Origin of the sequence: Streptomyces sp. R11, from assembly GCF_041051905.1 — a bacterium.
Taxonomy (GTDB): Bacteria; Actinomycetota; Actinomycetes; order Streptomycetales; family Streptomycetaceae; genus Streptomyces.
Genome location: NZ_CP163432.1, coordinates 6191884 through 6212658, shown reverse-complemented (window position 1 = coordinate 6212658; position 20775 = coordinate 6191884). Strand labels below are relative to the sequence as shown.

General features: G+C 70.9%; 16 protein-coding genes and 1 tRNA gene. 7 read left to right on the top strand and 10 right to left on the bottom strand.

From position 1 onward, the window contains the following. Positions 1-29: 29 nt before the first annotated feature. The 7 genes from rho to AB5J55_RS28760 all read right to left on the bottom strand — a co-directional run bounded on the left by rho (position 30) and on the right by AB5J55_RS28760 (position 9641). Positions 30-2015, bottom strand: coding sequence for a transcription termination factor Rho (gene rho, locus AB5J55_RS28790; RefSeq protein WP_369273411.1), 1986 nt, complete (start codon positions 2013-2015; stop codon positions 30-32). Positions 2016-2423: 408 nt separating this feature from the next. Further along, entirely contained in the window at positions 2424-3341 is a 918-nt protein-coding gene (thrB, locus tag AB5J55_RS28785; RefSeq protein WP_369273410.1) for a homoserine kinase, read from the bottom strand. A gap of 306 nt (positions 3342-3647) precedes the next feature. Further along, positions 3648-4706: a threonine synthase gene (gene thrC, locus AB5J55_RS28780; protein WP_369273409.1), complete on the bottom strand. Its 1059-nt coding sequence runs from the start codon at positions 4704-4706 to the stop codon at positions 3648-3650. A 6-nt stretch (positions 4707-4712) separates the two neighbouring features. Further along, positions 4713-6005, bottom strand: coding sequence for a homoserine dehydrogenase (locus AB5J55_RS28775; protein ID WP_369273408.1), 1293 nt, complete (start codon positions 6003-6005; stop codon positions 4713-4715). Positions 6006-6153: 148 nt separating this feature from the next. Next, the gene (gene lysA, locus AB5J55_RS28770) at positions 6154-7545 is read right to left on the bottom strand and encodes a diaminopimelate decarboxylase (protein WP_369273407.1); all 1392 of its coding nucleotides are present in this window, start codon (positions 7543-7545) and stop codon (positions 6154-6156) included. A 17-nt stretch (positions 7546-7562) separates the two neighbouring features. Further along, complete coding sequence (gene nrtL / locus AB5J55_RS28765) at positions 7563-8675, bottom strand: ArgS-related anticodon-binding protein NrtL (protein ID WP_369273406.1); 1113 nt, start codon at positions 8673-8675, stop codon at positions 7563-7565. 387 nt (positions 8676-9062) lie between these two features. After that, positions 9063-9641 (bottom strand): response regulator, encoded by a 579-nt coding sequence (locus tag AB5J55_RS28760; protein ID WP_369273405.1) that lies wholly within the window; start codon positions 9639-9641, stop codon positions 9063-9065. A gap of 102 nt (positions 9642-9743) precedes the next feature. Here AB5J55_RS28760 and AB5J55_RS28755 point away from each other — a divergent pair. After that, positions 9744-9815, top strand: a tRNA-Arg gene (locus tag AB5J55_RS28755). 600 nt (positions 9816-10415) lie between these two features. Here the strand turns inward: AB5J55_RS28755 and AB5J55_RS28750 are convergent. Together AB5J55_RS28750 and AB5J55_RS28745 are read right to left on the bottom strand one after the other, a co-directional pair. After that, on the bottom strand, positions 10416-10766 hold the full coding sequence (locus tag AB5J55_RS28750) for a hypothetical protein (protein ID WP_369273404.1): 351 nt from the start codon (positions 10764-10766) through the stop codon (positions 10416-10418). 257 nt (positions 10767-11023) lie between these two features. Further along, the gene (locus AB5J55_RS28745; RefSeq protein WP_369273403.1) at positions 11024-11599 is read right to left on the bottom strand and encodes an ATP-binding protein; all 576 of its coding nucleotides are present in this window, start codon (positions 11597-11599) and stop codon (positions 11024-11026) included. 197 nt (positions 11600-11796) lie between these two features. Between AB5J55_RS28745 and AB5J55_RS28740 the strand changes: the two genes are divergently transcribed. Both AB5J55_RS28740 and AB5J55_RS28735 read left to right on the top strand, forming a co-directional pair. Continuing rightward, positions 11797-12027, top strand: coding sequence for a DUF397 domain-containing protein (locus AB5J55_RS28740; RefSeq protein ID WP_369273402.1), 231 nt, complete (start codon positions 11797-11799; stop codon positions 12025-12027). Between the two features lie 139 nt (positions 12028-12166). Then, positions 12167-13087, top strand: a complete 921-nt coding sequence (locus AB5J55_RS28735) for a helix-turn-helix domain-containing protein (RefSeq protein ID WP_369273401.1) — start codon at positions 12167-12169, stop codon at positions 13085-13087. A 63-nt stretch (positions 13088-13150) separates the two neighbouring features. On the opposite strand, the gene AB5J55_RS28730 is transcribed toward AB5J55_RS28735, so the two are convergent. Further along, positions 13151-13969 (bottom strand): SAM-dependent methyltransferase, encoded by an 819-nt coding sequence (locus AB5J55_RS28730; protein WP_369273400.1) that lies wholly within the window; start codon positions 13967-13969, stop codon positions 13151-13153. Between the two features lie 414 nt (positions 13970-14383). Here AB5J55_RS28730 and AB5J55_RS28725 point away from each other — a divergent pair, with 414 nt between their 5' ends. The 4 genes from AB5J55_RS28725 to AB5J55_RS28710 are packed head-to-tail and all read left to right on the top strand — an operon-like array spanning position 14384 to position 20751. Further along, the gene (locus AB5J55_RS28725) at positions 14384-15895 is read left to right on the top strand and encodes an MFS transporter (protein WP_369273399.1); all 1512 of its coding nucleotides are present in this window, start codon (positions 14384-14386) and stop codon (positions 15893-15895) included. 2 nt (positions 15896-15897) lie between these two features. After that, entirely contained in the window at positions 15898-16104 is a 207-nt protein-coding gene (locus AB5J55_RS28720; RefSeq protein ID WP_369273398.1) for an MbtH family protein, read from the top strand. A gap of 28 nt (positions 16105-16132) precedes the next feature. Next, positions 16133-19693 carry an amino acid adenylation domain-containing protein gene (locus tag AB5J55_RS28715; RefSeq protein WP_369273397.1) on the top strand — a complete coding sequence of 1187 codons (3561 nt, stop codon included), beginning with the start codon at positions 16133-16135 and terminating at the stop codon, positions 19691-19693. Next, positions 19684-20751 (top strand): MupA/Atu3671 family FMN-dependent luciferase-like monooxygenase, encoded by a 1068-nt coding sequence (locus AB5J55_RS28710; protein ID WP_369273396.1) that lies wholly within the window; start codon positions 19684-19686, stop codon positions 20749-20751. Before AB5J55_RS28715 ends, AB5J55_RS28710 begins: the two co-directional genes overlap by 10 nt. Positions 20752-20775: the final 24 nt, after the last annotated feature.

Sequence of the window (20775 nt, the reverse complement as noted above, 5' to 3'; positions counted from 1 at the left end):
GGAAGCGGCCTTTTCGGGGTCGCCTGTACTCAGTCGCCGTTGCCGGGAGTCGGCGTCGTCTTCTGAATCTGCATCAGGAACTCGGCGTTCGACTTCGTCTGCTTCATCTTGTCGAGGAGCAGCTCGACCGCCTGCTGCTGGTCGAGGGCGTGCAGCACCCGGCGCAGCTTCCAGACGATGGCAAGCTCGTCGGGAGCCAGCAGGATCTCTTCCTTACGGGTACCGGACGCGTCGACGTCCACCGCCGGGAAGATGCGCTTGTCGGCGAGCTTCCGGTCGAGCTTGAGCTCGGCGTTGCCGGTGCCCTTGAACTCCTCGAAGATGACCTCGTCCATGCGGGACCCGGTGTCCACCAGCGCGGTGGCGAGGATGGTCAGCGAGCCGCCGTCCTCGATGTTGCGCGCGGCACCGAAGAAGCGCTTCGGCGGGTACAGCGCGGTCGAGTCGACACCACCGGACAGGATGCGGCCGGAGGCGGGCGCGGCGAGGTTGTACGCACGGCCCAGACGCGTGATGGAGTCGAGCAGCACGACGACGTCGTGACCCAGCTCCACCAGCCGCTTCGCACGCTCGATGGCGAGCTCGGCGACCGTCGTGTGGTCCTCGGCCGGACGGTCGAAGGTCGAGGAGATGACCTCGCCCTTCACCGACCGCTGCATGTCGGTGACCTCTTCCGGACGCTCGTCGACGAGGACGACCATCAGGTGGCACTCGGGGTTGTTGTGCGTGATCGCGTTGGCGATCGCCTGCATGATCATGGTCTTACCGGTCTTCGGCGGGGCCACGATCAGACCGCGCTGGCCCTTACCGATCGGCGACACGAGGTCGATGATGCGGGTGGTCAGCACGCCCGGGTCGGTCTCCAGACGGAGCCGGTCCTGCGGGTACAGCGGGGTGAGCTTGTTGAACTCCGGGCGGCCGCGGCCGTGTTCGGGCGCCATGCCGTTGACGGAGTCGAGGCGGACCAGCGCGTTGAACTTCTCGCGCCGCTCGCCTTCCTTGGGCTGACGGACCGCGCCGGTGATGTGGTCGCCCTTGCGCAGGCCGTTCTTGCGGACCTGGGCGAGGGAGACGTACACGTCGTTGGGGCCCGGCAGGTAGCCCGACGTACGGATGAAGGCGTAGTTGTCGAGGATGTCCAGGATGCCCGCGACCGGGATCAGGACGTCGTCCTCGTTGATCTGCGGCTCCGAAGCAATCTCGTCACGGCCACGACGGCCACGACGGTCGCGGTAACGCCCGCGACGGCCACGGCGGCCACCTTCGAAGTCGTCGTCGTCCTGCTGCTGGCCACGGTCCTGACGACCGCCGCCCTGCTGCTGGTTCTGCTGCTGGCCGCGGTCCTGACGGCCGCCGCCCTGCTGGTCGTCGCCCTTGCGGCGGTCACCGCGGTCGCCGCGGTCACCGCGGTCACGGTCGCGGCCGCGCTCACGGCGGTCACGACGACGGCCCTCGCCGCCCTCACCGGCGTCGCCCTGCGGCTGCGCGGGCGTCTCGGCCTTCGGCTCGCTCTTCGCCTCGGCGGCGACCGTCTCGGGGGCGGCCGCGGGGGCACCGGCATCGGCGGTGGCGCGGCGACGGCGGCGCTCGGCCGGGGCGTCGTCGCTGGCCGGCTGGCCGGGAATCTCGATCTGCTGCTGGGCCACGGCCTTCTCGGCGGGGGCCTCAGCCGCCTTCTCCGCCTTCTTCTCGGCGTCTTCGCCGGTACGAGCCTTGGAGGTGGCGCGGCGCTTGGGCTTGGTCTCGGTGGCGGCCTCCGTCTTGGGAGCCGCGGCACCTCCTCCGGCCTGCGCCTCCTTGATGACCTCGATCAGCTGGCTCTTGCGCATGCGCGCCGTGCCCCTGATGCCGAGGCCGGATGCGACCTGCTGAAGCTCGGCCAGCACCATGCCCTCGAGGCCGGTACCGCGGCGCCGCCGGGAGCCGGCACCGCTGGCAGGCGCGGAGGCGTCCGTGGCGGGCGCGGCAGCGGTCTCCTCGACACGTGCGCCCATCAGATCGGTGGTGTCGCTCACGAAGGGTCCTTCCCTGGAGCGGACGTCGGCCTGTCTGGCTCGGCGACCGGTTGTGCTGTCCGGCTTCGGTCCCTGGTGTGTGGACCGTGCCGGGGCGGTGGTCCGCCAAAGCGGCGGAGGAAATATCTGGTGACGACGGTTCCCAGAGCCGTGGCACGGAGTGTCTGTGTCACTCGGCTCGGTCGCGCCGGTTCCGGAGCGTGCCCGGCAAGTCGCTCAGCGCCCGCGTACGAGGTACTGCCCGCGTACGTCGTACGGAACACAGTGCGGCTTGGGAGGCTCCCGGAAGAATGTCTGTCCCTGACGGGGACAACAAGCACCTCGCCATGGTGGGGTCGGGTGCAGACTTGAGGTTAACACTACCGGATCCAACAAACATTCCCCCTCTCGAAATCCGGCAACCGAGTGTCAGGTCGCAAGCGGCAGCACGCTCGCTCCCTGGGCATCCAGCTCGAGCCGGTTCGCGGCCCAGCCGTCGCCTGCCAGATGAGCCACCTTGTCGGCGCTGTCATGATCCGCCAGCGCCAGAACGGTGGGACCCGCGCCGGAGATGACCGCCGGCACTCCGTCGGCCCGCAGCCGCTCCACCAGCGCCGCGCTCTCCGGCATGGCGGGCGCGCGGTACTCCTGGTGGAGACGGTCCTCGGTGGCCGGCAGCAGCAGCTCGGGGCGCCTGGTCAGGGCCTCTACGAGCAGCGCGGCACGGCCCGCGTTGGTGGCGGCGTCGACATGCGGCACGGTGCGCGGCAGCAGGCCGCGCGCGGTCTCGGTGAGCACCGGCTTTCCGGGCACGAAAACCACCGGAACGATGGAATCGGCCGGCTCCATCCTGATCGCCCGCGCGGCACCCGCCTCCATCCAGGAGAGGGTGAACCCGCCGAGCAGACACGCCGCCACGTTGTCGGGGTGGCCCTCGATCTCGGTGGCGAGCTCCAGCAGGGCCGTGTCGTCGAGCTTGGCCTCGCCGCCTATGGTCACGGCGCGCGCGGCGACGATGCCGGCGCAGATGGCGGCCGAGGAGGAGCCGAGACCCCGGCCGTGCGGGATGCGGTTGGCGCAGACGATCTCGAGCCCGCGCGGCTGGCCGCCGAGCAGATCGAAGGCGGTGCGCAGGGACCGTACGAGAAGGTGGCTTTCGTCACGCGGCAGCGTCTCGCTGCCCTCGCCCGCGATGTCGATGTGCAGCCCGGAGTCGGCCACCCGGACGACAACGTCGTCGTAGAGCCCCAGCGACAGGCCCAGGGCGTCGAAGCCCGGGCCGAGGTTGGCGCTGGTGGCGGGGACGCGCACCCGGACGGCGGCGGCGCGGAACGCTGGACCGGCCATCGCTTGATGACTCTCCTTGAGCTGCGTGATTGTCGAAGACACTCGATGACGTGCGAGAACCCCTGGGCCGCTTCCGGGCCGCGGAGACGGCGCGGCACCGCACCCCATGCGGAGGCATATGCGGCGGGCGGGTTCGGTACAGCCTATCGAAGGTAGGTTCTGTGGCGACATAGGGCGCACAGGAGGCGCACGATGCGTGTCGTATGCCCCCTGTGCACCCCCTTGTAGGGAAGTTCCCAGGTAAGCGCCCTCGTACTCGCGGACGCGAGTCCCGTACGACGGGGTGTGGCCCGCTTACGCCTGTGCTTACGCCAGCCCGAGCCGCTCGGCCGCCGTGGCCGCGTCGACCGGGACGGTGACGGGCTGCGGGGCGCCGGCGACGGCCCAGTCGGGGTCCTTGAGGCCGTTGCCGGTGACGGTGCAGACGATGCGCTGGCCCGGGTCGACCTTGCCCAGTTCGGCGGCCTTCAGCAGACCGGCGACGGACGCGGCGGACGCGGGCTCGACGAAGACGCCCTCCTGCGCGGCCAACAGCCGGTAGGCGCGCAGGATTTCACGGTCCGTCACCTCGTCGATGAACCCGCCGGACTCGTCCCGCGCGGCGAGCGCGTACTGCCAGGACGCCGGGTTGCCGATGCGGATGGCGGTGGCGATGGTCGACGGATCCTTGACGATCTCGCCGCGCACGATGGGCGCGGAGCCGGAGGCCTGGAAACCCCACATGCGGGGGGTCCGCTTCGAGACACCGTCGGCGGCGTACTCCTTGTAGCCCTTCCAGTACGCGGTGATGTTGCCCGCGTTGCCGACCGGCAGGACGTGGATGTCGGGGGCGTCGCCCAGCATGTCCACGATCTCGAAGGCGGCCGTCTTCTGCCCTTCGATACGCACCGGGTTGACCGAATTGACCAGCGCCACGGGGTAGTTGTCGCTCAGGGCCCGGGCGAGCGTGAGGCAGTCGTCGAAGTTGCCGTCCACCTGGAGGATCTTCGCGCCGTGCACGAGGGCCTGGCCCATCTTGCCGAGCGCGATCTTGCCCTGCGGGACGAGAACGGCCGAAACCATACCCGCGCGGACGGCGTAGGCGGCGGCCGAGGCCGACGTGTTGCCGGTGGAGGCGCAGATGACGGCCTTCGCGCCCTCCTCCTTGGCCCGCGTGATGGCCATGGTCATGCCGCGGTCCTTGAAGGAGCCGGTCGGGTTCGCACCCTCCACCTTGAGGTGGACCTCGCAGCCCGTGCGCTCGGAGAGCACCTGCGCGGGCACGAGGGGCGTGCCGCCCTCGCGGAGCGTCACGACCGGCGTGGTGTCGGAGACGGGAAGCCGGTCCCGGTACTCCTCGATGATTCCGCGCCACTGGTGGGTCATTGCTGGTTACTCTCCTTCAACCCGCATGATGCTGGCGACACCCCGCACGGTGTCGAGCTTGCGCAGCGCCTCGACGGTCCCGACGAGGGCCGCGTCGGACGCACGGTGGGTGACGACGACGAGGGAGGCCTCGCCGTCCTTGCCCTGCTGGCGAACCGTATCGATCGAGACACCGTGCTCGGCGAACACGGTCGCCACCTGGGCGAGAACACCCGGTTTGTCCGCCACGTCGAGGCTGATGTGGTAGCGGGTGACAACCTCACCCATCCCCGACACGGGCAGGGCGGCGTACGCCGACTCGCCGGGCCCCGTTGCCCCGCTGAGCCGGTTGCGGCAGACGGCGACGAGGTCGCCGAGCACGGCCGAGGCGGTCGGGGAACCGCCCGCGCCAGGGCCGTAGAACATGAGCTGACCGGAGGCGTCGGACTCGACGAACACGGCGTTGTACGCGCCACGCACGGAGGCCAGCGGGTGGCTCAGCGGGATCATCGCGGGGTGCACGCGCGCGGTGACGGACGCGCCGTCCTCGGCCCGCTCGCAGATGGCGAGCAGCTTGATGGTGCAGCCCATCTCCCTGGCGGAGGCGAAGTCGGCCGCGGTCACCTCGGTCATGCCTTCGCGGTAGACGTCGTCGAGGCGCACGCGCGTGTGGAAGGCGATACCGGCGAGGATCGCGGCCTTGGCGGCAGCGTCGAATCCTTCGACGTCGGCGGTGGGGTCGGCCTCCGCGTACCCCAGGGCGGTGGCCTCGTCGAGGGCCTCCTGATACCCGGCGCCGGTCGAGTCCATCTTGTCGAGGATGAAGTTCGTGGTGCCGTTGACGATGCCGAGCACCCGGTTGACCTTGTCGCCGGCGAGGGACTCGCGCAGCGGGCGGATCAGCGGGATGGCGCCGGCGACGGCGGCCTCGTAGTAGAGGTCCTTGCTGTTCGCTTCCGCCGCCGCGTGCAGGGCGGCCCCGTCCTGGGCGAGGAGCGCCTTGTTGGCGGAGACGACGGACGCGCCGTGCTCGAAGGCGGTGGTGATGAGGGTGCGGGCGGGCTCGATGCCTCCGATGACCTCGACCACTACATCGATGTCGCCGCGTTTGACGAGCGCGGTGGCGTCGGTGGTGATGAGCGCGGGGTCGATGCCCTCACGCACCTTGGAGGGCCGCCGTACGGCCACGCCCGCGAGCTCCACGGGCGCCCCGATCCGGGCGGCGAGGTCGTCGGCGTGCGTCGTCATGATGCGCGCCACCTCTGAGCCGACCACTCCACAGCCCAGCAGCGCCACCTTCAGCGGACGCGTACGCATCATCCGACCTCGTTTCCTCTTACCGTCTACGGTTGCACCAGTCTCACTCACCGGACGGGACTTTCTGCCCTTCGTCCGGATCGTGAGATATCTATTTCATTTCTACCGGGGTGGAAGACAGGAGATCTTCCACCCCGGTGTCTTTGCGGGGTTACCCGACGTCGAGACGCAGGAGGTCCTCCTCCGTCTCCCGGCGGACGATCACCCGGGACTCGCCGTCGTTCACGGCGACGACGGGCGGCCGCAGGACATGGTTGTAGTTGCTGGCCATGGACCGGCAGTACGCACCCGTCGCCGGCACGGCGATGAGGTCACCCGGTGCCAGGTCGGCCGGCAGGAACGCGTCCTTGACCACGATGTCCCCGCTCTCGCAGTGCTTGCCGACGACACGGGCGAGCATCGGCTCGGCGTCGCTCGTGCGGGACACGAGGGCGACGCTGTACTCGGCGTCGTACAGCGCCGTACGGATGTTGTCCGACATGCCGCCGTCGACGGAGACGTAGGTCCGCAGCCCGTCGAGCGGCTTGATGGTGCCGACCTCGTAGAGCGTGAAGGCGGTCGGCCCGACGATGGCGCGCCCCGGCTCGACGGAGATACGCGGAGTCTGCAGGCGGGCGGCCTCGCACTCACGGGTGACGATCTCGGTCAGCGCCTTGGCGATCTCGTGCGGCTCACGGGGGTCGTCGTCACTCGTGTAGGCGATCCCGAGCCCGCCCCCGAGGTCGATCTCGGGCAGCTCGACACCGTGCTCGTCACGGATGTCCTTGAGGAGCGAGACCACCCGGTGGGCGGCGACTTCGAAGCCCGACATGTCGAAGATCTGCGACCCGATGTGCGAGTGGATCCCGATGACTTCCAGCCCCTCGAGCTGGAGCGCCCGCCGCACGGCCTCGGCGGCCTGCCCACCGGCCAGCGGAATCCCGAACTTCTGGTCCTCGTGGGCGGTCGCGATGAACTCGTGGGTGTGTGCTTCCACGCCCACGGTGATACGGATCTGGACGCGCTGCCGCTTGCCGAGCTCCTGCGCGATGTGCGCGACGCGCACGATCTCCTGGAAGGAGTCGAGGACGATACGTCCGACGCCTGCGGTGATCGCGCGGCGGATCTCCTCCGCGGACTTGTTGTTGCCGTGGAAGGCGATGCGGTCGGCGGGCATGCCGGCGGAGAGCGCGGTGGCGAGCTCGCCCCCGGAGCACACATCCAGGTTCAGCCCTTCCTCGTGCAGCCACCGCACGACGGCCCGGGACAGGAACGCCTTGCCGGCGTAGAAGACGTCGGCGTCGGTCCCGAAGGCGCTGCGCCAGGCGCGGGCCCGGGCCCTGAAGTCGGCCTCGTCCATGAAGTAGGCCGGGGTGCCGTGCTGTTCGGCGAGGGTCTTCACGTCGATACCGCCGACGGTGACGACGCCGTCCGCGTTGCGGCCGACGGTCTGGGCCCACACCTTCGGGTCGAGGCTGTTGAGGTCGGCGGGCGGGGCGGAGTAGTGGCCCTCGGGAAAAACGTCGGCGTGGCGGGGCCCGGCGGGGTGTGCGGAACGGCTCATGACTTTCGTGGGCTCTCTCAGAGATGGTCGGGTGCGTCGATGCCGAGCAGGGACAGGCCACCGGCCAGCACCGTCCCGGCGGCTTCGGCGAGCGCGAGCCGGGCGCGGTGGGTGGCCGAGGGTTTCTCCGCACCGCGGGGAAGGACGGCGGGCAGCAGGGGCAGGACGGCATCGGCGACGGTGACGAGGTGCCGGGCGAGACGGTCGGGGGCACGGTGGGCTGCCGCCCGGGCCAGAACGCGGGGGTGATCCGCGAGCAGGACGACGACGTCGTGCCGTACGTCCCCGGGTTCGGCGTCGAACCCCAGGTCGGCGGCGTTACGGCGGAGAGCCCGGGTGCGGGCGTGGGCGTACCGGACGCGGAAGAGAGGGTTGCTCTCACGCTGGACGAGGTGCTCGTCGGTGATACGGGGCCGGTCGTGACCGGCGGGGTGAAGCAGGGCCCAGCGGGCGGCGTCACGACCGAGCGGGAGGGGGTCGACGGGGGCGGGCACCGGACGCACGGCGTAGTAGGGCAGGGCGGGCGAGTCCTGCATGCGACGCCCGTCGACCCGTACGCCGAGGATGTCGACCCAGCGCGGATCGAGGGAGGCCTCGCAGCCGGTACGGACGGCGGCCCCCTGCGACTGCAGAATCCGAGCGAGAGCGTCCATCACCACGACGGCCCGTACCTCGTCGGGGCAGTACAACGGGATGAAGTCCGCCGAGGGGCCGTTGGCGTACCCGTACCGCGTGCCGCGCCGCAGGATCTCCTCGACGACGGTGGCGGAGGCGGTGGCGCCGAGGCTGATGTTCAGGAAACCGGGGCCGGTGATGACGACGTCGGTGATGCCGGTGGTGAGGCCGTCGGTGCCGGCATCGGTGGTGCCGTCGGCGCCGGCATCGGTGTGGCTGTCCGTGAGCCTGTCGGTGCTGAGCAGGAGGGCCTTCAGGATTTCGGCAATCTCCATCGGAGGCCTGCCGGCCGGGCGCGCGAGTTGAAGCGCGATGTTGGTGGCGTAGTCCCCACAGCCCCCGGGCCCGGGAGCGCTCACCACGACTCGCTCCGGCACGGCGACCCGCAGCTCCCCGTCGTCGACAGCACGACGTACCGCGCGCAGCACGGTACGGGAGAGCTCGACGGGGGTCACGGGACAAGCGTATGGGAGGAGGGGGGCGGGTATGCGAATGGGTTTGGGAGGGTCCGGGATGTGGACGGGTGGGGGGTGCGGTGGCGGTTGGGTGCGGTGCCGGGGCGTCGGGCCCTGTTGTGCCGGACCGGAACGCCTGGCGGTCCTTCGACTTCCCGTACGGCTGGGGTGTCGGCCCGGAACGGCCGGCGGTCCTTCGGCTTCCCCTACGACTGGGGTGTCGGCCCGGAACGGCCGGCGGTCCTTCGGCTTCCCCTACGACTGGGGTGTCGGCCCGGAACGGCCGGCGGTCCTTCGGCTTCCCCTACGGCTGGGATGTCGGCCCGGAACGGCCGGCCGCTTCAGCTTCCGAAGGGCCCGAGACGCCCATCCGGACCCCCAGCGGTCTCAGCTTCCGGTGCGCCCGGCGGCCTCGCCGGCTGCCCCCAGGATGCCTCCGAACGCGGCCGTGTCCGGGCTCCTGTCCATACCCCCTCCGTCGCGTTCCCCGCCCCTTTCCCGGGTCCGTTCCGCGTTCCTCCTCACCTCGATCAACCTCCCTACGAGGGTGACGAGTTCGGCGGGCTCGAAGGGCTTGGCGAGGAAGGCGTCGACGCCGACGTCGAGGCCGGTGTCGACCTCGTACTGCGTACAGGCGCTGATGATGGCGAGGGGAAGATCACGGGTACGGGGATCGGCACGCAGCCGAGCGGCGGTGCGCAACCCGTCGAGCCGCGGCATGACGACATCCAGGGTGACCACATCGGGCCGCACCCGATGAACGACTTCCAGACACTCGGCACCATCGGCCGCGGTCACCACCTCAAGCCCCTCCAGCTCGAGATTGACCCTGATCAGCTGCCGGATGACCTTGTTGTCGTCCACAACAAGCACCCGGCCCGTCGCGCCTGGCACAACTCGAGAGTAGGTCCGGACCGGCCACCGCGTCCGGGTTTTCCCCACTTCCACCCCCTGCGAGCGAGCCACCCCAGGTCACACCCCGTGCCGCGACCCCGGAAACCCGTTCATGAACACCCCACCGAAGCTGGTAGGGTTCTACCCGTCGCCGCCAAGCAAGGCGCCCGACACGCCCCCGTAGCTCAGGGGATAGAGCAACGGCCTCCGGAGCCGTGTGCGCAGGTTCGAATCCTGCCGGGGGCACCCTGTATGAGGTGCCCAAAGACCCCGCCACCAGCGAGAACGCTGAGGACGGGGTCTTCGCGTATCTGCAGGCGTTGCGCCGCGGGGAGCTGCCCTATGTGGGGGCAAGGGCCCGCTCCGGTGCCAGACAGCCCTGCCCGGGCGATCGTCGCGCGGTGGAGGCCACCCACAGCTCCCGCAGGGGTGGCCGGCGCCCCGCTTCGGCGCGCTGGGGCAAGGTCGGCGGTGGCGAGCCACGCGGTGCGGCTGGTCCGCCCGCTCGGTCGTCGGCGCCTCTGAGAGCGGTGCCAGTGGCGCTACTTGCGTTCCTGCTGGGATGCATGGCTGCCGGCCGTTCAGCCGTATCGGGGCGGGCCTGCCGCCGCCGCTCAGCCGAAGTGAGATTGCTGATGGTGTCCCGTCGGGTGGTCCCGGTGGGGAGGCTCCACGGGGGGCAGTAGTTCTGCCGCCTGGTGCTGGGTGTGTGCGGCTGCTATTTGTGCTTCCGTCACGGCGTCTCCGCGTTCGCGCACCAGGTCTTCATAGATCGGCAGGTGATCGCTTCCGTCGGGAGTGCGGGGAGTGGGTGCCATAAAGCTGGTCCTTCGCTGGGTAATGCCGTCAGGCCCGGTTGAGTCGGGCGGCAATTCCGTGCCCGAGGAGCAGATAGAGGACAGCCGGGAGGCCGTAATTGAGGAGGACTCGGAGGCCCTCTGTGTCCACCGTGAAAATGTCCTGTGCCCATCCGGACAGCCAGTCCGCCGATCCGTGCACGAATTCCACGAACGCGTTCCCTTGGTTCGCGTCGAGCAGGTACAGCACGATCCACAGGCCTAGAAGACCTGCGGCGACGTCGGCAATCGTGCAGATTGCCAGGGCCGCTCTGCGTGCGGTGTCCGGGTTGCGCTGGGAGCGGTCGGGGGGTGGGGGCTGGTCGTAGGGCTGGTAGCCGGGAATCGGGTCGGTGTTCACGAGGAATCCGTTCTGACGCGCTGCCGGGCGGAGGGGTGTAAGCCATCCCGCGAAACCGGAATCGGACGCCGAGGATGACCTGCTTCTGCCTGGTTCTGCGTCATGCGGACGCGACCGTGTTACACCGCTGCCCTGTTCGTCCCCAAACAGCGGCAATATGGCGGCCTATTCGGGAACTTGCCTCAAAAGGCGCGTGCGGCCGTACATTTACCGCACATTTGCGGATGCACTGGCGACGCTGGGTCCCGGAGCGCGGGTCAGGCCTGCCGGGCCGTCGGGAGCATCGCCCAGACCGTCTTGCCCGCCGGCTGGCGTCTCGTCCAGCCCCAGTGTTCGGACAGGGCGTCGATGATGCGCAGCCCCCGGCCGTGCTCGTCGAAGGGGTCGCTGGTGTGCGGGTAGACAGGGGGGTTGTCGCTCGGGTCGGCGACGGCGCAGACGAGGTGGGCCGGGCGCCGGAGGCTGAGCCTCAGCCAGATCTCGGTCTCGGGGCGCGACGGGGTCGCGTCGGCCGAGGAGGGCGAGGCGGGCGATACGGCGTGCAGCACGGCGTTGGCGAGCAGTTCGGTGACCACCGTGAGGGCGTCGGCGCTGCAGTGGTCCAGTGCCCAGTCGTCGAGCGTGCTGCGGACGAAGTCGCGGGCTCGACCGCAGCCCTGTTCGGCACCGACCAGACGCAGGGCGGCGGAACGGGGCGAGGTGCGCGGGGACTCGGGGCCGGTGAGCCGACGGGGGCCCGAGGTGCCGCGATGCGCTTCCGGCGTCACCGTCAGCCCCGCATGGGGCGCAGCGCTGCCGGGCAGTTGGAGCCCTTCGTACGCAGGTAAGGACACAACGTCTCCCTGATACACGGTCAGGACAGGGCGTCCGCACTGCCGTTGACGCCACGGACTATTATCCACGCCGACGGCGCCTCCGTGCAATTTCACGGGAAATTGCGGGAAGGTGTCTGCGCAGAGCACGTGGTGCGGTCCGGGCCCGGCGGGGCGCCGGGGCGTGCGCGTGGCCGAACGTGAGCAAGGAGAGTGCAGTGCCAACAGCACAGAACGGCGTACGGGCCAGCTCGTTGGGCGTCCGCTGGATCAAGAGCCGGCACAGCAATGCCGAGGGCAACTGCGTCGAGGTGGCGAGCCTGGGCGACGGCAGCATCGCGATGCGCAACTCCCGCGACCCCGAAGGGCCGGCCCTGGTGTACACACCGGCCGAGATCACCGCGTTCCTGGCGGGCGCCAAGGAGGGAGAGTTCGACCACCTCGTATGACCTGAACGGAGGACCGGGCGGGAGGCGAAACGCCGCCAGGAAGCGGAAGTTGAGCCTTCCAATTGCTGCGGTTTCGGCGGCAGGAGGCGGCGGGGTGCGATAATGCGGTCTGTCGTGTGCCATTCTACGGGGAGTCAGGATGTCCGCCGAGTCACCTCGCATCTCCCGCCTCGAGCCCTACCTGAGCCGGACAGAACCAGCGCCGACCCTGCTGAAAATGCTGGTCGGTGTCCAACTGGCGGGTATCCGCGAGGACGCGGGCCTCTCCCAGGACCAGGCCGCGCGTGCCGTGGGTTTCAGTCCGGCGAAGCTGTCGCGCATCGAGGCGGGCAAGGGGCGTCGGCCGCCGACGGAGGCCGATGTCCGCCTGCTGCTGAAGGAGTACGGGTCCGCGGAGTACGAGGCCTCGGTGCTGTTGCAGTTGCTGAAGCGTGCCGGTGAGCCGGGGTGGTGGCAGCGCTATGACAAGCGGCTGATGCCCGAGTGGTTCGACCGGCTGGTCGGGCTGCAGGAGGCCGCGACGGCCATCCGTACCTTCGAGATCCAGTACGTGCCCGGCCTGTTGCAGACCGAGGCATACACCCGGGCCGTGGTGGAGCGGGGGCTGCCGTCGGCGCCCGGCCGTGAGGTGGAGCGGCGTGTGGAGCTGCGGATGCGGCGGCGCCAGCTCTTGCACCGCGCGGACCCGCCTCAGCTGTGGGCGATCGTCGACGAGTCGGTGCTGCTGCGGATGCTGGGCAGCCGCGAGGTGATGCGCGAGCAGCTCGAGTACCTGGAGGAGATGACGCGGCTCCCCCATGTGACTCTGCAGATCGTGCCCCTGGACGTGACCAACGCGTCCGCGCCGGCCATTCCCGTCACCTATCTGCGCTTCGGCGGCGTCGATCTGGCCGACATCGTCTATCTGGAGCACATCAAGAGCGCCGCGTTCCTGGAGGACCAGGACGAGACGGAGGAGTACCGGATCGCCCTGGACCGCCTCGGCGACGAGGCCCTCAACCCGCGCGAGTCGCTGGAGCGGCTGCGCGAGACGAAGGCCCGCTACTCTCCCGCCCCGTAGGGCACCGCACTCCGTAGGGCACGGCACCCCGCAGGGCACTGCGCCCCGTAGGGCGAAGCCTCGTTACGGCAGGCGGCCCACGCCGCCGAACTCGATCCATTCCTGGGTGAGCTGACGCGGCGCCACCTCGGTGTCGGGGCGCCAGGTCGAGACCTCCACCAGGCCGGGGTCGAGGATCTCCAGACCCTCGAAGTACTCCTCGACGTCCTTCTCCTGGCGCACCCGGCCCCAGTGTCCCTGGGTCGCCTGGTCCATGAACTCGGTGACGAAGTCCCGGACCTTGGGGTCCTCGCTGACCAGCTGGCACATCAGCATGAAGCTGCCGGGCGCGAGACGCTCGCGCACCCGGCGGGCCAAGGCGAGGGGGCCGTCGGTGTCGCTGTCGGGGATGCAGTGGAAGACCGAGTTGAACAGCACCGCCACCGGCTGCGAGAAGTCGATCAGGCGCTCGGTGTCGGGGTGGGAGAAGATCGCGTCGGTCTCGCGCATGTCGGCGTGGATGACGGCCGTGTTGTCGTTCTGGTCCAGCAGGGCGCGGCCGTGGACCAGGACCATCGGGTCGTTGTCGACGTAGACGACGCGCGAGGACGGGTCGATGGACTGCGCGACCTGGTGGACGTTGTTCTGGGTGGGCAGGCCTGAGCCGTGGTCGAGGAACTGCCGGATTCCGTGGTCCTCGGCCAGTGTCCTGACCACGCGCTGCAGGAAGCGGCGGTTGTTCAGGGCGAGGGCGCGGGTGCTGGGGACGACCTTGTCCAGCTCCTCGCAGGCGGCTCGGTCGGAGGCGTAGTTGTCCTTGCCGCCGAGGTAGTAGTCGTACATGCGCGCGGCTGTCGGGATCGCGGCGTCGATCGACGTGGACAGCTGCTTTCCAGGCTCCATCGTTTCCCCCAGTCACAGGGCCGGCCGAGGAGATCACCTCGCCCGCAACACATCCTAGGGAGGGGGCAGTTGGTGGGGCCAGTCCATCGGTCAACCGCCGGAGAAATGACCCCTTCGGCGAGGGGACGGCGAGCGGACGCCGACGGAACCAGCGGGCGGAAGGCGACTCAACCCGGCCGCGAGGCAGTGGAATTGTCCGGAGAGAGCGTCTGTCGTCCCGGATGTCGTTGTGTCGTCAAAGGTTCGTAGATGTATACGAGGCACTCCAGTTCGAGGCCAGTCAGAGCGCGCCCTCACGGCCATGGAGCCGCATCCGTGAGGGCTTCTCGGACGCCTTTCATGATCGGGGCTGTGCGGGGCGCCACTTCGAACTAGGGTTCTCGGTCGGAAGCCACATTCGACGGGGGTACGCACGTGGCCGATTCGGCGCGCTCGCTCGACGACACCGCGCAGGACGGGGGAAAGCCGGGCCGGTTCACCGGCATGGGCCCCTTCATGCTCGTCTGGAGCGGGCAGGCGATATCGCTGGTCGGTAATTCCGTCCTGCGTTTCGCCTTCGTCTTCGAGACCTGGTCGGCCACCGGCCGCGCGACGGCGCTGACCACGCTGTCGCTGTGTGCCCTCCTCCCCCAGGTGCTGTTGAGCCCGCTCGCCGGAGCCTTCGTCGACCGGGTCAAGCGACGCACGGCGCTGCAAGTCGCCGACGGCGGCGGGCTGTTGATCGTGGCGCTGCTCGGCGTCCTGCACTTCACCGGCGGGCTGCACACCTGGGAGGTCTACGCGGCCGTCATGCTGCTCGGCTCGGCCGCCGCCTTCCAGTTCCCGGCATTGGGCGCCTCGGTGCCGCTGCTCGTGGACAAGGCCCAGCTCCAGCGGGCCAACAGTCTGCTGGCCAGCGCCAAGAGCACGGCGGACGTCGGCGGTCCCGCTCTGGGCGGGCTGCTGGTGGCGTTCTCCGGGCTGGGTTTCATCCTCGTCGCCGACCTGGTGAGCTTCGCTCTCGCGCTGGTCGCCATCCGGGTCGTGCGGATGCGGGGGGACACCGGTCCCGCGAGCAAGCCGGCGGGCGGGCCGCGCAAGAAGCTCACCGCAGAGGCCGTGGAGGGGATGCGGTTCCTCTTCCGGTATCCGAGCCTGCGCGATCTGATGCTGGCCTTCTGCGTGGTCAACCTGGTCATGGTCTTCGGCTTCGCCGCCGTGCAGCCCATGGTTCTGGCCCGGTCCGGCGGTGAGACCGCGGCACTGGCGAGCGTCAACACCGCGATCGGTGTCGGCGGGGTCGCGGGCGGGCTGCTGATGGCGGCGTGGAGCGGGCCGAAGAACCGGGCCCGGGGCATGCTGCTCGGGATCATCGGGATGTGTCTGTCCGCCCAGGTGGCGATGGCACTCGTGGGGGGCGTGATCGGCTGGTGCGCGGCCATTCTCGTGGGCGCGGCGCTGATGCCGATGATCAACGGCGTGATGCAGGCGATCGTGCAGACCAAGGTGCCTCAGGAGTGGCACGGCCGGGTCTTCGGCGCCGTGATGTTCCTGTCGCAGATCTCCGTCCCGCTGGCGACCGCCGTCTCCGGGCCGCTCGCCGACGAGGTCTTCGAACCGCAGGCCGCGGAAGGCACCGGGATCTTCGTGGTGCTGGGGCCGCTCGTGGGCGACGGGCCGGGCAGCGGCATGGCCGCGATGCTGCTCATCGCGGGTCTGTGCGGTATCGCCGTCGGGGTGCTGAGCATGACGCGGCGCACGGTGCGGGAGATCGACACGCTGCTGCCCGATGTCACCGACGACTCCCCCGGCGCCGCCGACAGCGACGCCACCGACGGCAACGCCGCCCACAGCTCCGGACGCCCCGGCGACCCCGAGGGGCCGGAGAACCCCGACCACCCCGACCACCCCGACAACCCCGGGAACAAAGAACTCGTGGAGGGCTGATCATGACCACCAATCCGTTCGAGGACGAGAACGGCACCTACCTCGTACTCACCAACGCCGAGGGCCAGTTCTCGCTCTGGCCCGACGGGATCACCGTGCCGGACGGGTGGGACGTGGCCCTGGCCGCGAGCAGCCGGGCGGACTGCCTCGCCTACGTAGAGGACCGCTGGACCGACATAAGTCCCGCCCGCACGGCCTCCGATGCCTGAGACGGAGGCAACGGGGGCGTTGCACGGCGTGCATGAACTTTTCGAGGAACGGGCCCGGCGGACACCGGCGGCGACCGCGCTGGTGCACGGCGACGAGCGGCTGAGCTACGGCGAACTCGACGCGCGGGCCGACCGGTTGGCCGGGCTGCTGCGGCGCCACGGCGTGCGGCCGGGTGCCCTGGTGGGCGTATATCTGGAGCGGTCCGCCGAGATGGTGGTGGCCCTGCTCGGCACGCTCAAGGCCGGTGCCGGCTACGCGATGCTCGACCCGGACTTTCCGGCGGAACGGCTGCGCGGGATGGCGGCCGACGCGGGCGTCACGCTGGTCGTGTCCCGGCGCGGTTCCCAACAGCCGATATCCGCGGTCGAGTCGGTGACCGTGGAGGACGCCGAACGGGCCGAGCCACTGCGGCGCGGCACCGTGGGGGTACGGCCGCAGGACCCGGCCTGCGTGATGTTCACCTCCGGCTCCACCGGCCGCCCGAAGGGCATCGTCGCCTCCCACGCCGCCATCACCGGGACGCTGACCGGGCAGGACTTCGCGTCGTTCGGGCCCGGCGCGGTGTGGCTGCAGTGCTCCCCCGTGTCCTGGGACGCGTTCGCGATGGAGCTGTGGGGTCCGCTGCTCAACGGCGGCCTGTGCGTGCTGCACCCGGGGCAGCGTCCCGACCCGGTGGTGATGGCCGGCCTGGTCGAGACGCACGCCGTCACCTCCCTGTACCTCTCCGCCTCCCTCTTCCACGTGATCGTCGACGAGTACCCGCGAGCCCTCGCGGGCGTACGCGAACTGATCGTCGGAGGCGAGCCGTTGTCGCCCGCGCACGCGGCCCGCGCCCTGGAGCGCCATCCCGCGCTGCGGCTGAGCAACGGCTACGGCCCGGTCGAGGGCATGGTCTTCCTGACCGTCCATCCGGTCACCGCCGAGGAGGTACGGGACGGCAGCCCGGTGCCGATCGGCCGCCCACTGGCCGGCAAACGGCTCCGGGTGCTCGACGAGCGGCTGCGGCCGGTCGCGGACGGTGAGACGGGTGAGCTCTACGCCGCCGGGGCGGGCGTCGCCCTCGGCTACTGCGGCCGTTCCGAGCTGACCGCCGAGCGGTTCGTGGCCGACCCGTACGGGCCCGCCGGTGGCCGGATGTACCGCACCGGTGACCTGGTGCGGCGCCGGGCGGACGGGGTGCTGGAGTACCTGGGGCGGGCCGACGCGCAGGTGAAGATCCGCGGGTTCCGGGTGGAGCCCGGCGAGGTGGAGACGGTGCTGGCCGGCCATCAGGGCGTCGTCCGGGCCGCCGTGGTCGCTCGTCCCGACGCCACGGGTGACCAGCGGCTGATCGCGTACGTCGTGCCTCGGGAAGGACATCGGCAACAGCTGCAGGCAGCGGAACTGCGGGACCACGCGACGCGCGTACTGGCCGACTATCTCGTCCCGGCCGCCTTCGTGCTCCTCGACGCCCTGCCCCTCACCCCCAACGGCAAGCTGGACCGCGCCGCCCTGCCGGAGCCCGGCCCCGTCAACGGCTCCCTCGCGTCGGCGTTGGCACGACAGCCGTCCGACCCGGTCGAGGAGGCGCTGTGCGGGCTGTTCTCCGAGGTACTGGGGGTGGCGTCGGTGGGCCCCGAGGACGACTTCTTCGCACTCGGCGGCAACTCGCTGACGGTGGCGCGGCTGCTGGGGCGGATCCAGCTGACGCTGGGCGCCCGGGTCGGCGTGCGGACGCTGTTCGAGGGCCGGACGCCTGCGGCGCTGGTGCCCTATGTGGAGAAGGCCGGCAAGGCGGAGGCAGGGAGGGACGAGGAGCCCGCAGTCGCCCCGGAGGGGGATGCGCTGCCCCTGTCGCACGCCCAGCGCCGCCTGTGGTTCCTCGACCAGGTCGACGCGGGTAACGCCTACACGCTTCCGGTGCTGGTGCGGCTGCGCGGCAAGGTCGACCCGGAGGCTCTTCGGGCCGCCCTCGGGGACGTGGCCGCCCGGCAGACGGCGCTGCGTACGGTCTTCGAGGAGCGCGACGGCGAGCCGTGGCAGCGGGTACGGGCCGGCGCCGAAGCCCTGCCTCGGCTTCGGCAAGTCGACGTGCCGTCCGGCGAGTTGGACAAGGCCGTCACCGCAGCCGCCCGGCACCGCTTCGACCTTGCCGCGGAACTCCCCCTGCACGCCGTGTTGTTCGGCGTCCGGGACCGGCCGGGCGAGCACGCGCTGCTGCTCGTGCTGCACCACATCGCGGGTGACGGCTGGTCGCTGCCCCCGCTCTTCCGGGACCTTTCGCGGGCCTACGCCGCCCGCGTCTCCGGCGCCGCACCGGAGCTCGCCCCGCTGCCGGTGCCGTATGCCGACTTCGCCCGCCGGCAGCAGGGGCGGCTGGGTTCGGCGGACGATCCGGGATCGCTCGCCGCGACCCAACTCGCCTTCTGGCGCAAGGCCTTGGCCGGCCTTCGAACCGGTGGCCCCCTGCTCCCGCGGCGGCCCGGAAGGCCCGCCGTGCCGGGTCGGGAAGCCGCCACGGTCGTACGGCGGCTGGACGCCCAGGCGCATGCGCTGATCGTCGACGGGGCCCGGGCGGAGGGCGCCACGCTCTTCATGGCGTTGCACGCCGCTCTCGCCGCCGTGCTGGTGCGTGCGGGGGCCGGCGAGGATCTGGCGGTCGGCTCGCCGATCGCCGGGCGGGGGAACGACGGCACGGTTGACGACGTCGTCGGGTTCTTCGTCAACATGCTGGTGCTGCGCAACGACGCCTCCGGCGACCCCACGGCCCGGCAGCTGCTCGCGCGTACCCGGGAGACGGCGTTGGACGCCTTCGCTCACCAGGACGTGCCGTTCGAGGACGTCGTGGGAGCGCTCAACCCCGTACGGCCCCCGGGGCGGCAGCCGTTCACCGAGGTCGTGCTGGCGTTGCAGAACAACGCCCGGGCCGAGGTGGGCCTGCCCGGCACCGAGTCCGGCGTGGAGCCGCTGCGCACCGGCACCGCGCGGTTCGAGCTGCTGGTCGACGTCACCGACGACCACGGTCCGTCGGGCGCGCCGGACGGCATGGCGCTGGTCTTCGAGTACCGGACCTCGTGTCTGGAGCGGGAGTTCGTCGAATGGCTGGCGGACGCGGTCGTCGAGGCGCTGCGCGCGGGGGCCGCCGAGCCGGACGTACCGCTGTCCCGGCTCGGGCTGCCGGAGCCTCCCCGGCGGGCGGACGCGGCGCGGGACGCTGTCCTCGCCCCCGCGCCCCTGGCGGGCGGCCCGGCAAACTCCGCGCTGCACCGGGAGATCGCCGCCGTCTGGTCCGACGTTCTCGGAGTCGAGCACATCGGTCCGGATGACGACTTCTTCCGGCTCGGCGGCAACTCCCTGCGTGCGGTACGGGTCGCGGCCCGCCTGACGGGCGCCGGTCGCACGGTGACGGCCGCCCAGCTGTTCACCTCGCCCACGGTCGCCGCCCTCGCCGCCGAGCTGGAGCGGGCACCGGCCGAGGCACCCGCCGCCCCGGCGCCCATCCCGCGCCGGCCGCGCATTCCCCGGCAGCCGGGCCGCGGCAGCCGTACCGACGTCCCCGGTACAGGCCGTACCGACGACCCGAGTCAGAAGGAGGTGCCATGGACCTGAGCGTGATGTTCTTCGGCGCCGACACACCCGCCGACAGCCCGGCCGGCGGCGCGCCGCGGCACAGCGAGGCCTACGACGACATCCTCACGGTGGCCCGCACCGCGGACCGGCTCGGCTTCCACGCCATCTGGACGCCCGAGCGGCACTTCCAGCAGGTGGGCCAGGTGTTCCCGAGCCCGCCGGTGCTCAGCGCGGCGCTCGCGGTGGCCACCGAGCGGATCAACATCCGGGCGGGCAGCGTGATCCTGCCGCTGCACCATCCGCTGCGGATCGCGGAGGACTGGGCCGTCGTCGACAACCTCTCGCACGGCCGGATCGGGCTGTCGGCGGCCACGGGCTGGCACTCGACCGATTTCGTGCTGGCCCCGGACAACTACGAGGGCCGACGCGAGCAGACCCTCCGGGACATCTCGCTGCTGCGGCGGCTGTGGGCCGGCGAGGCGGCCGAGTTCACCGACGGCACCGGCACCTCGGTCGCCGTCCTGCCGCAGCCCCGCCCCGTGCAGGAGACCCTGCCCCTGTGGCTGACCAGCTCCGGCAACCCCGCGACCTGGGAGGCCGCCGGAAGCCTGCGCACCGGGGTGCTCGGGGCGACCGTCGGGCAGAGCCGGGACGAGCTGGCCGAGAAGATCGCCCGCTATCGCGCGGCCTGCGCCGCCGCCCCCGACCAGGGCGGCACCGACGCGCGCGGCCGGGTGACGCTGATGGCGCACACGTTCGTGGGCGCGGACGACGAGGAGGCGCGGCGGCTGGCCGGCGTACCGCTGAAGCGGTATCTGCAGTCGTACGTCCGGCAGACGACCGCCAACCGCTCGGCCGACAAGGCGACGGCGGAGCTCACCGAGGAACAGACCGCGCTGCTCGCCGAGTTCGCCTTCCACCGCTATCTGACCTGGGGCAGCCTGCTCGGCTCCGCCGGGACCTGCCGGAAGATGCTCGCCGATCTGCGCGAGCTGGGCTGCGACGAGGTCGCCTGCTTCGTGGACTTCGGCCTCGGCCGCGACGAGGTGCTGGCCGGGCTGCACCGGCTGGCCGAACTCCGGGAGGACGTGGCGTGACAGGGGATTTCGCGAGACTCCGGG

What these genes read in the sequence shown, in the direction of transcription:
- thrB (WP_369273410.1), bottom strand. Translation starts at nt 3,341, where the DNA reads ATGGCCGGTCCAGCGTTCCGCGCCGCCGCCGTCCGGGTGCGCGTCCCC.
- thrC (WP_369273409.1), bottom strand. Translation starts at nt 4,706, where the DNA reads ATGACCCACCAGTGGCGCGGAATCATCGAGGAGTACCGGGACCGGCTT.
- AB5J55_RS28775 (WP_369273408.1), bottom strand. Translation starts at nt 6,005, where the DNA reads ATGATGCGTACGCGTCCGCTGAAGGTGGCGCTGCTGGGCTGTGGAGTG.
- lysA (WP_369273407.1), bottom strand. Translation starts at nt 7,545, where the DNA reads ATGAGCCGTTCCGCACACCCCGCCGGGCCCCGCCACGCCGACGTTTTT.
- AB5J55_RS28735 (WP_369273401.1), top strand. Translation starts at nt 12,167, where the DNA reads ATGTCCGCCGAGTCACCTCGCATCTCCCGCCTCGAGCCCTACCTGAGC.
- AB5J55_RS28730 (WP_369273400.1), bottom strand. Translation starts at nt 13,969, where the DNA reads ATGGAGCCTGGAAAGCAGCTGTCCACGTCGATCGACGCCGCGATCCCG.
- AB5J55_RS28720 (WP_369273398.1), top strand. Translation starts at nt 15,898, where the DNA reads ATGACCACCAATCCGTTCGAGGACGAGAACGGCACCTACCTCGTACTC.
- AB5J55_RS28710 (WP_369273396.1), top strand. Translation starts at nt 19,684, where the DNA reads ATGGACCTGAGCGTGATGTTCTTCGGCGCCGACACACCCGCCGACAGC.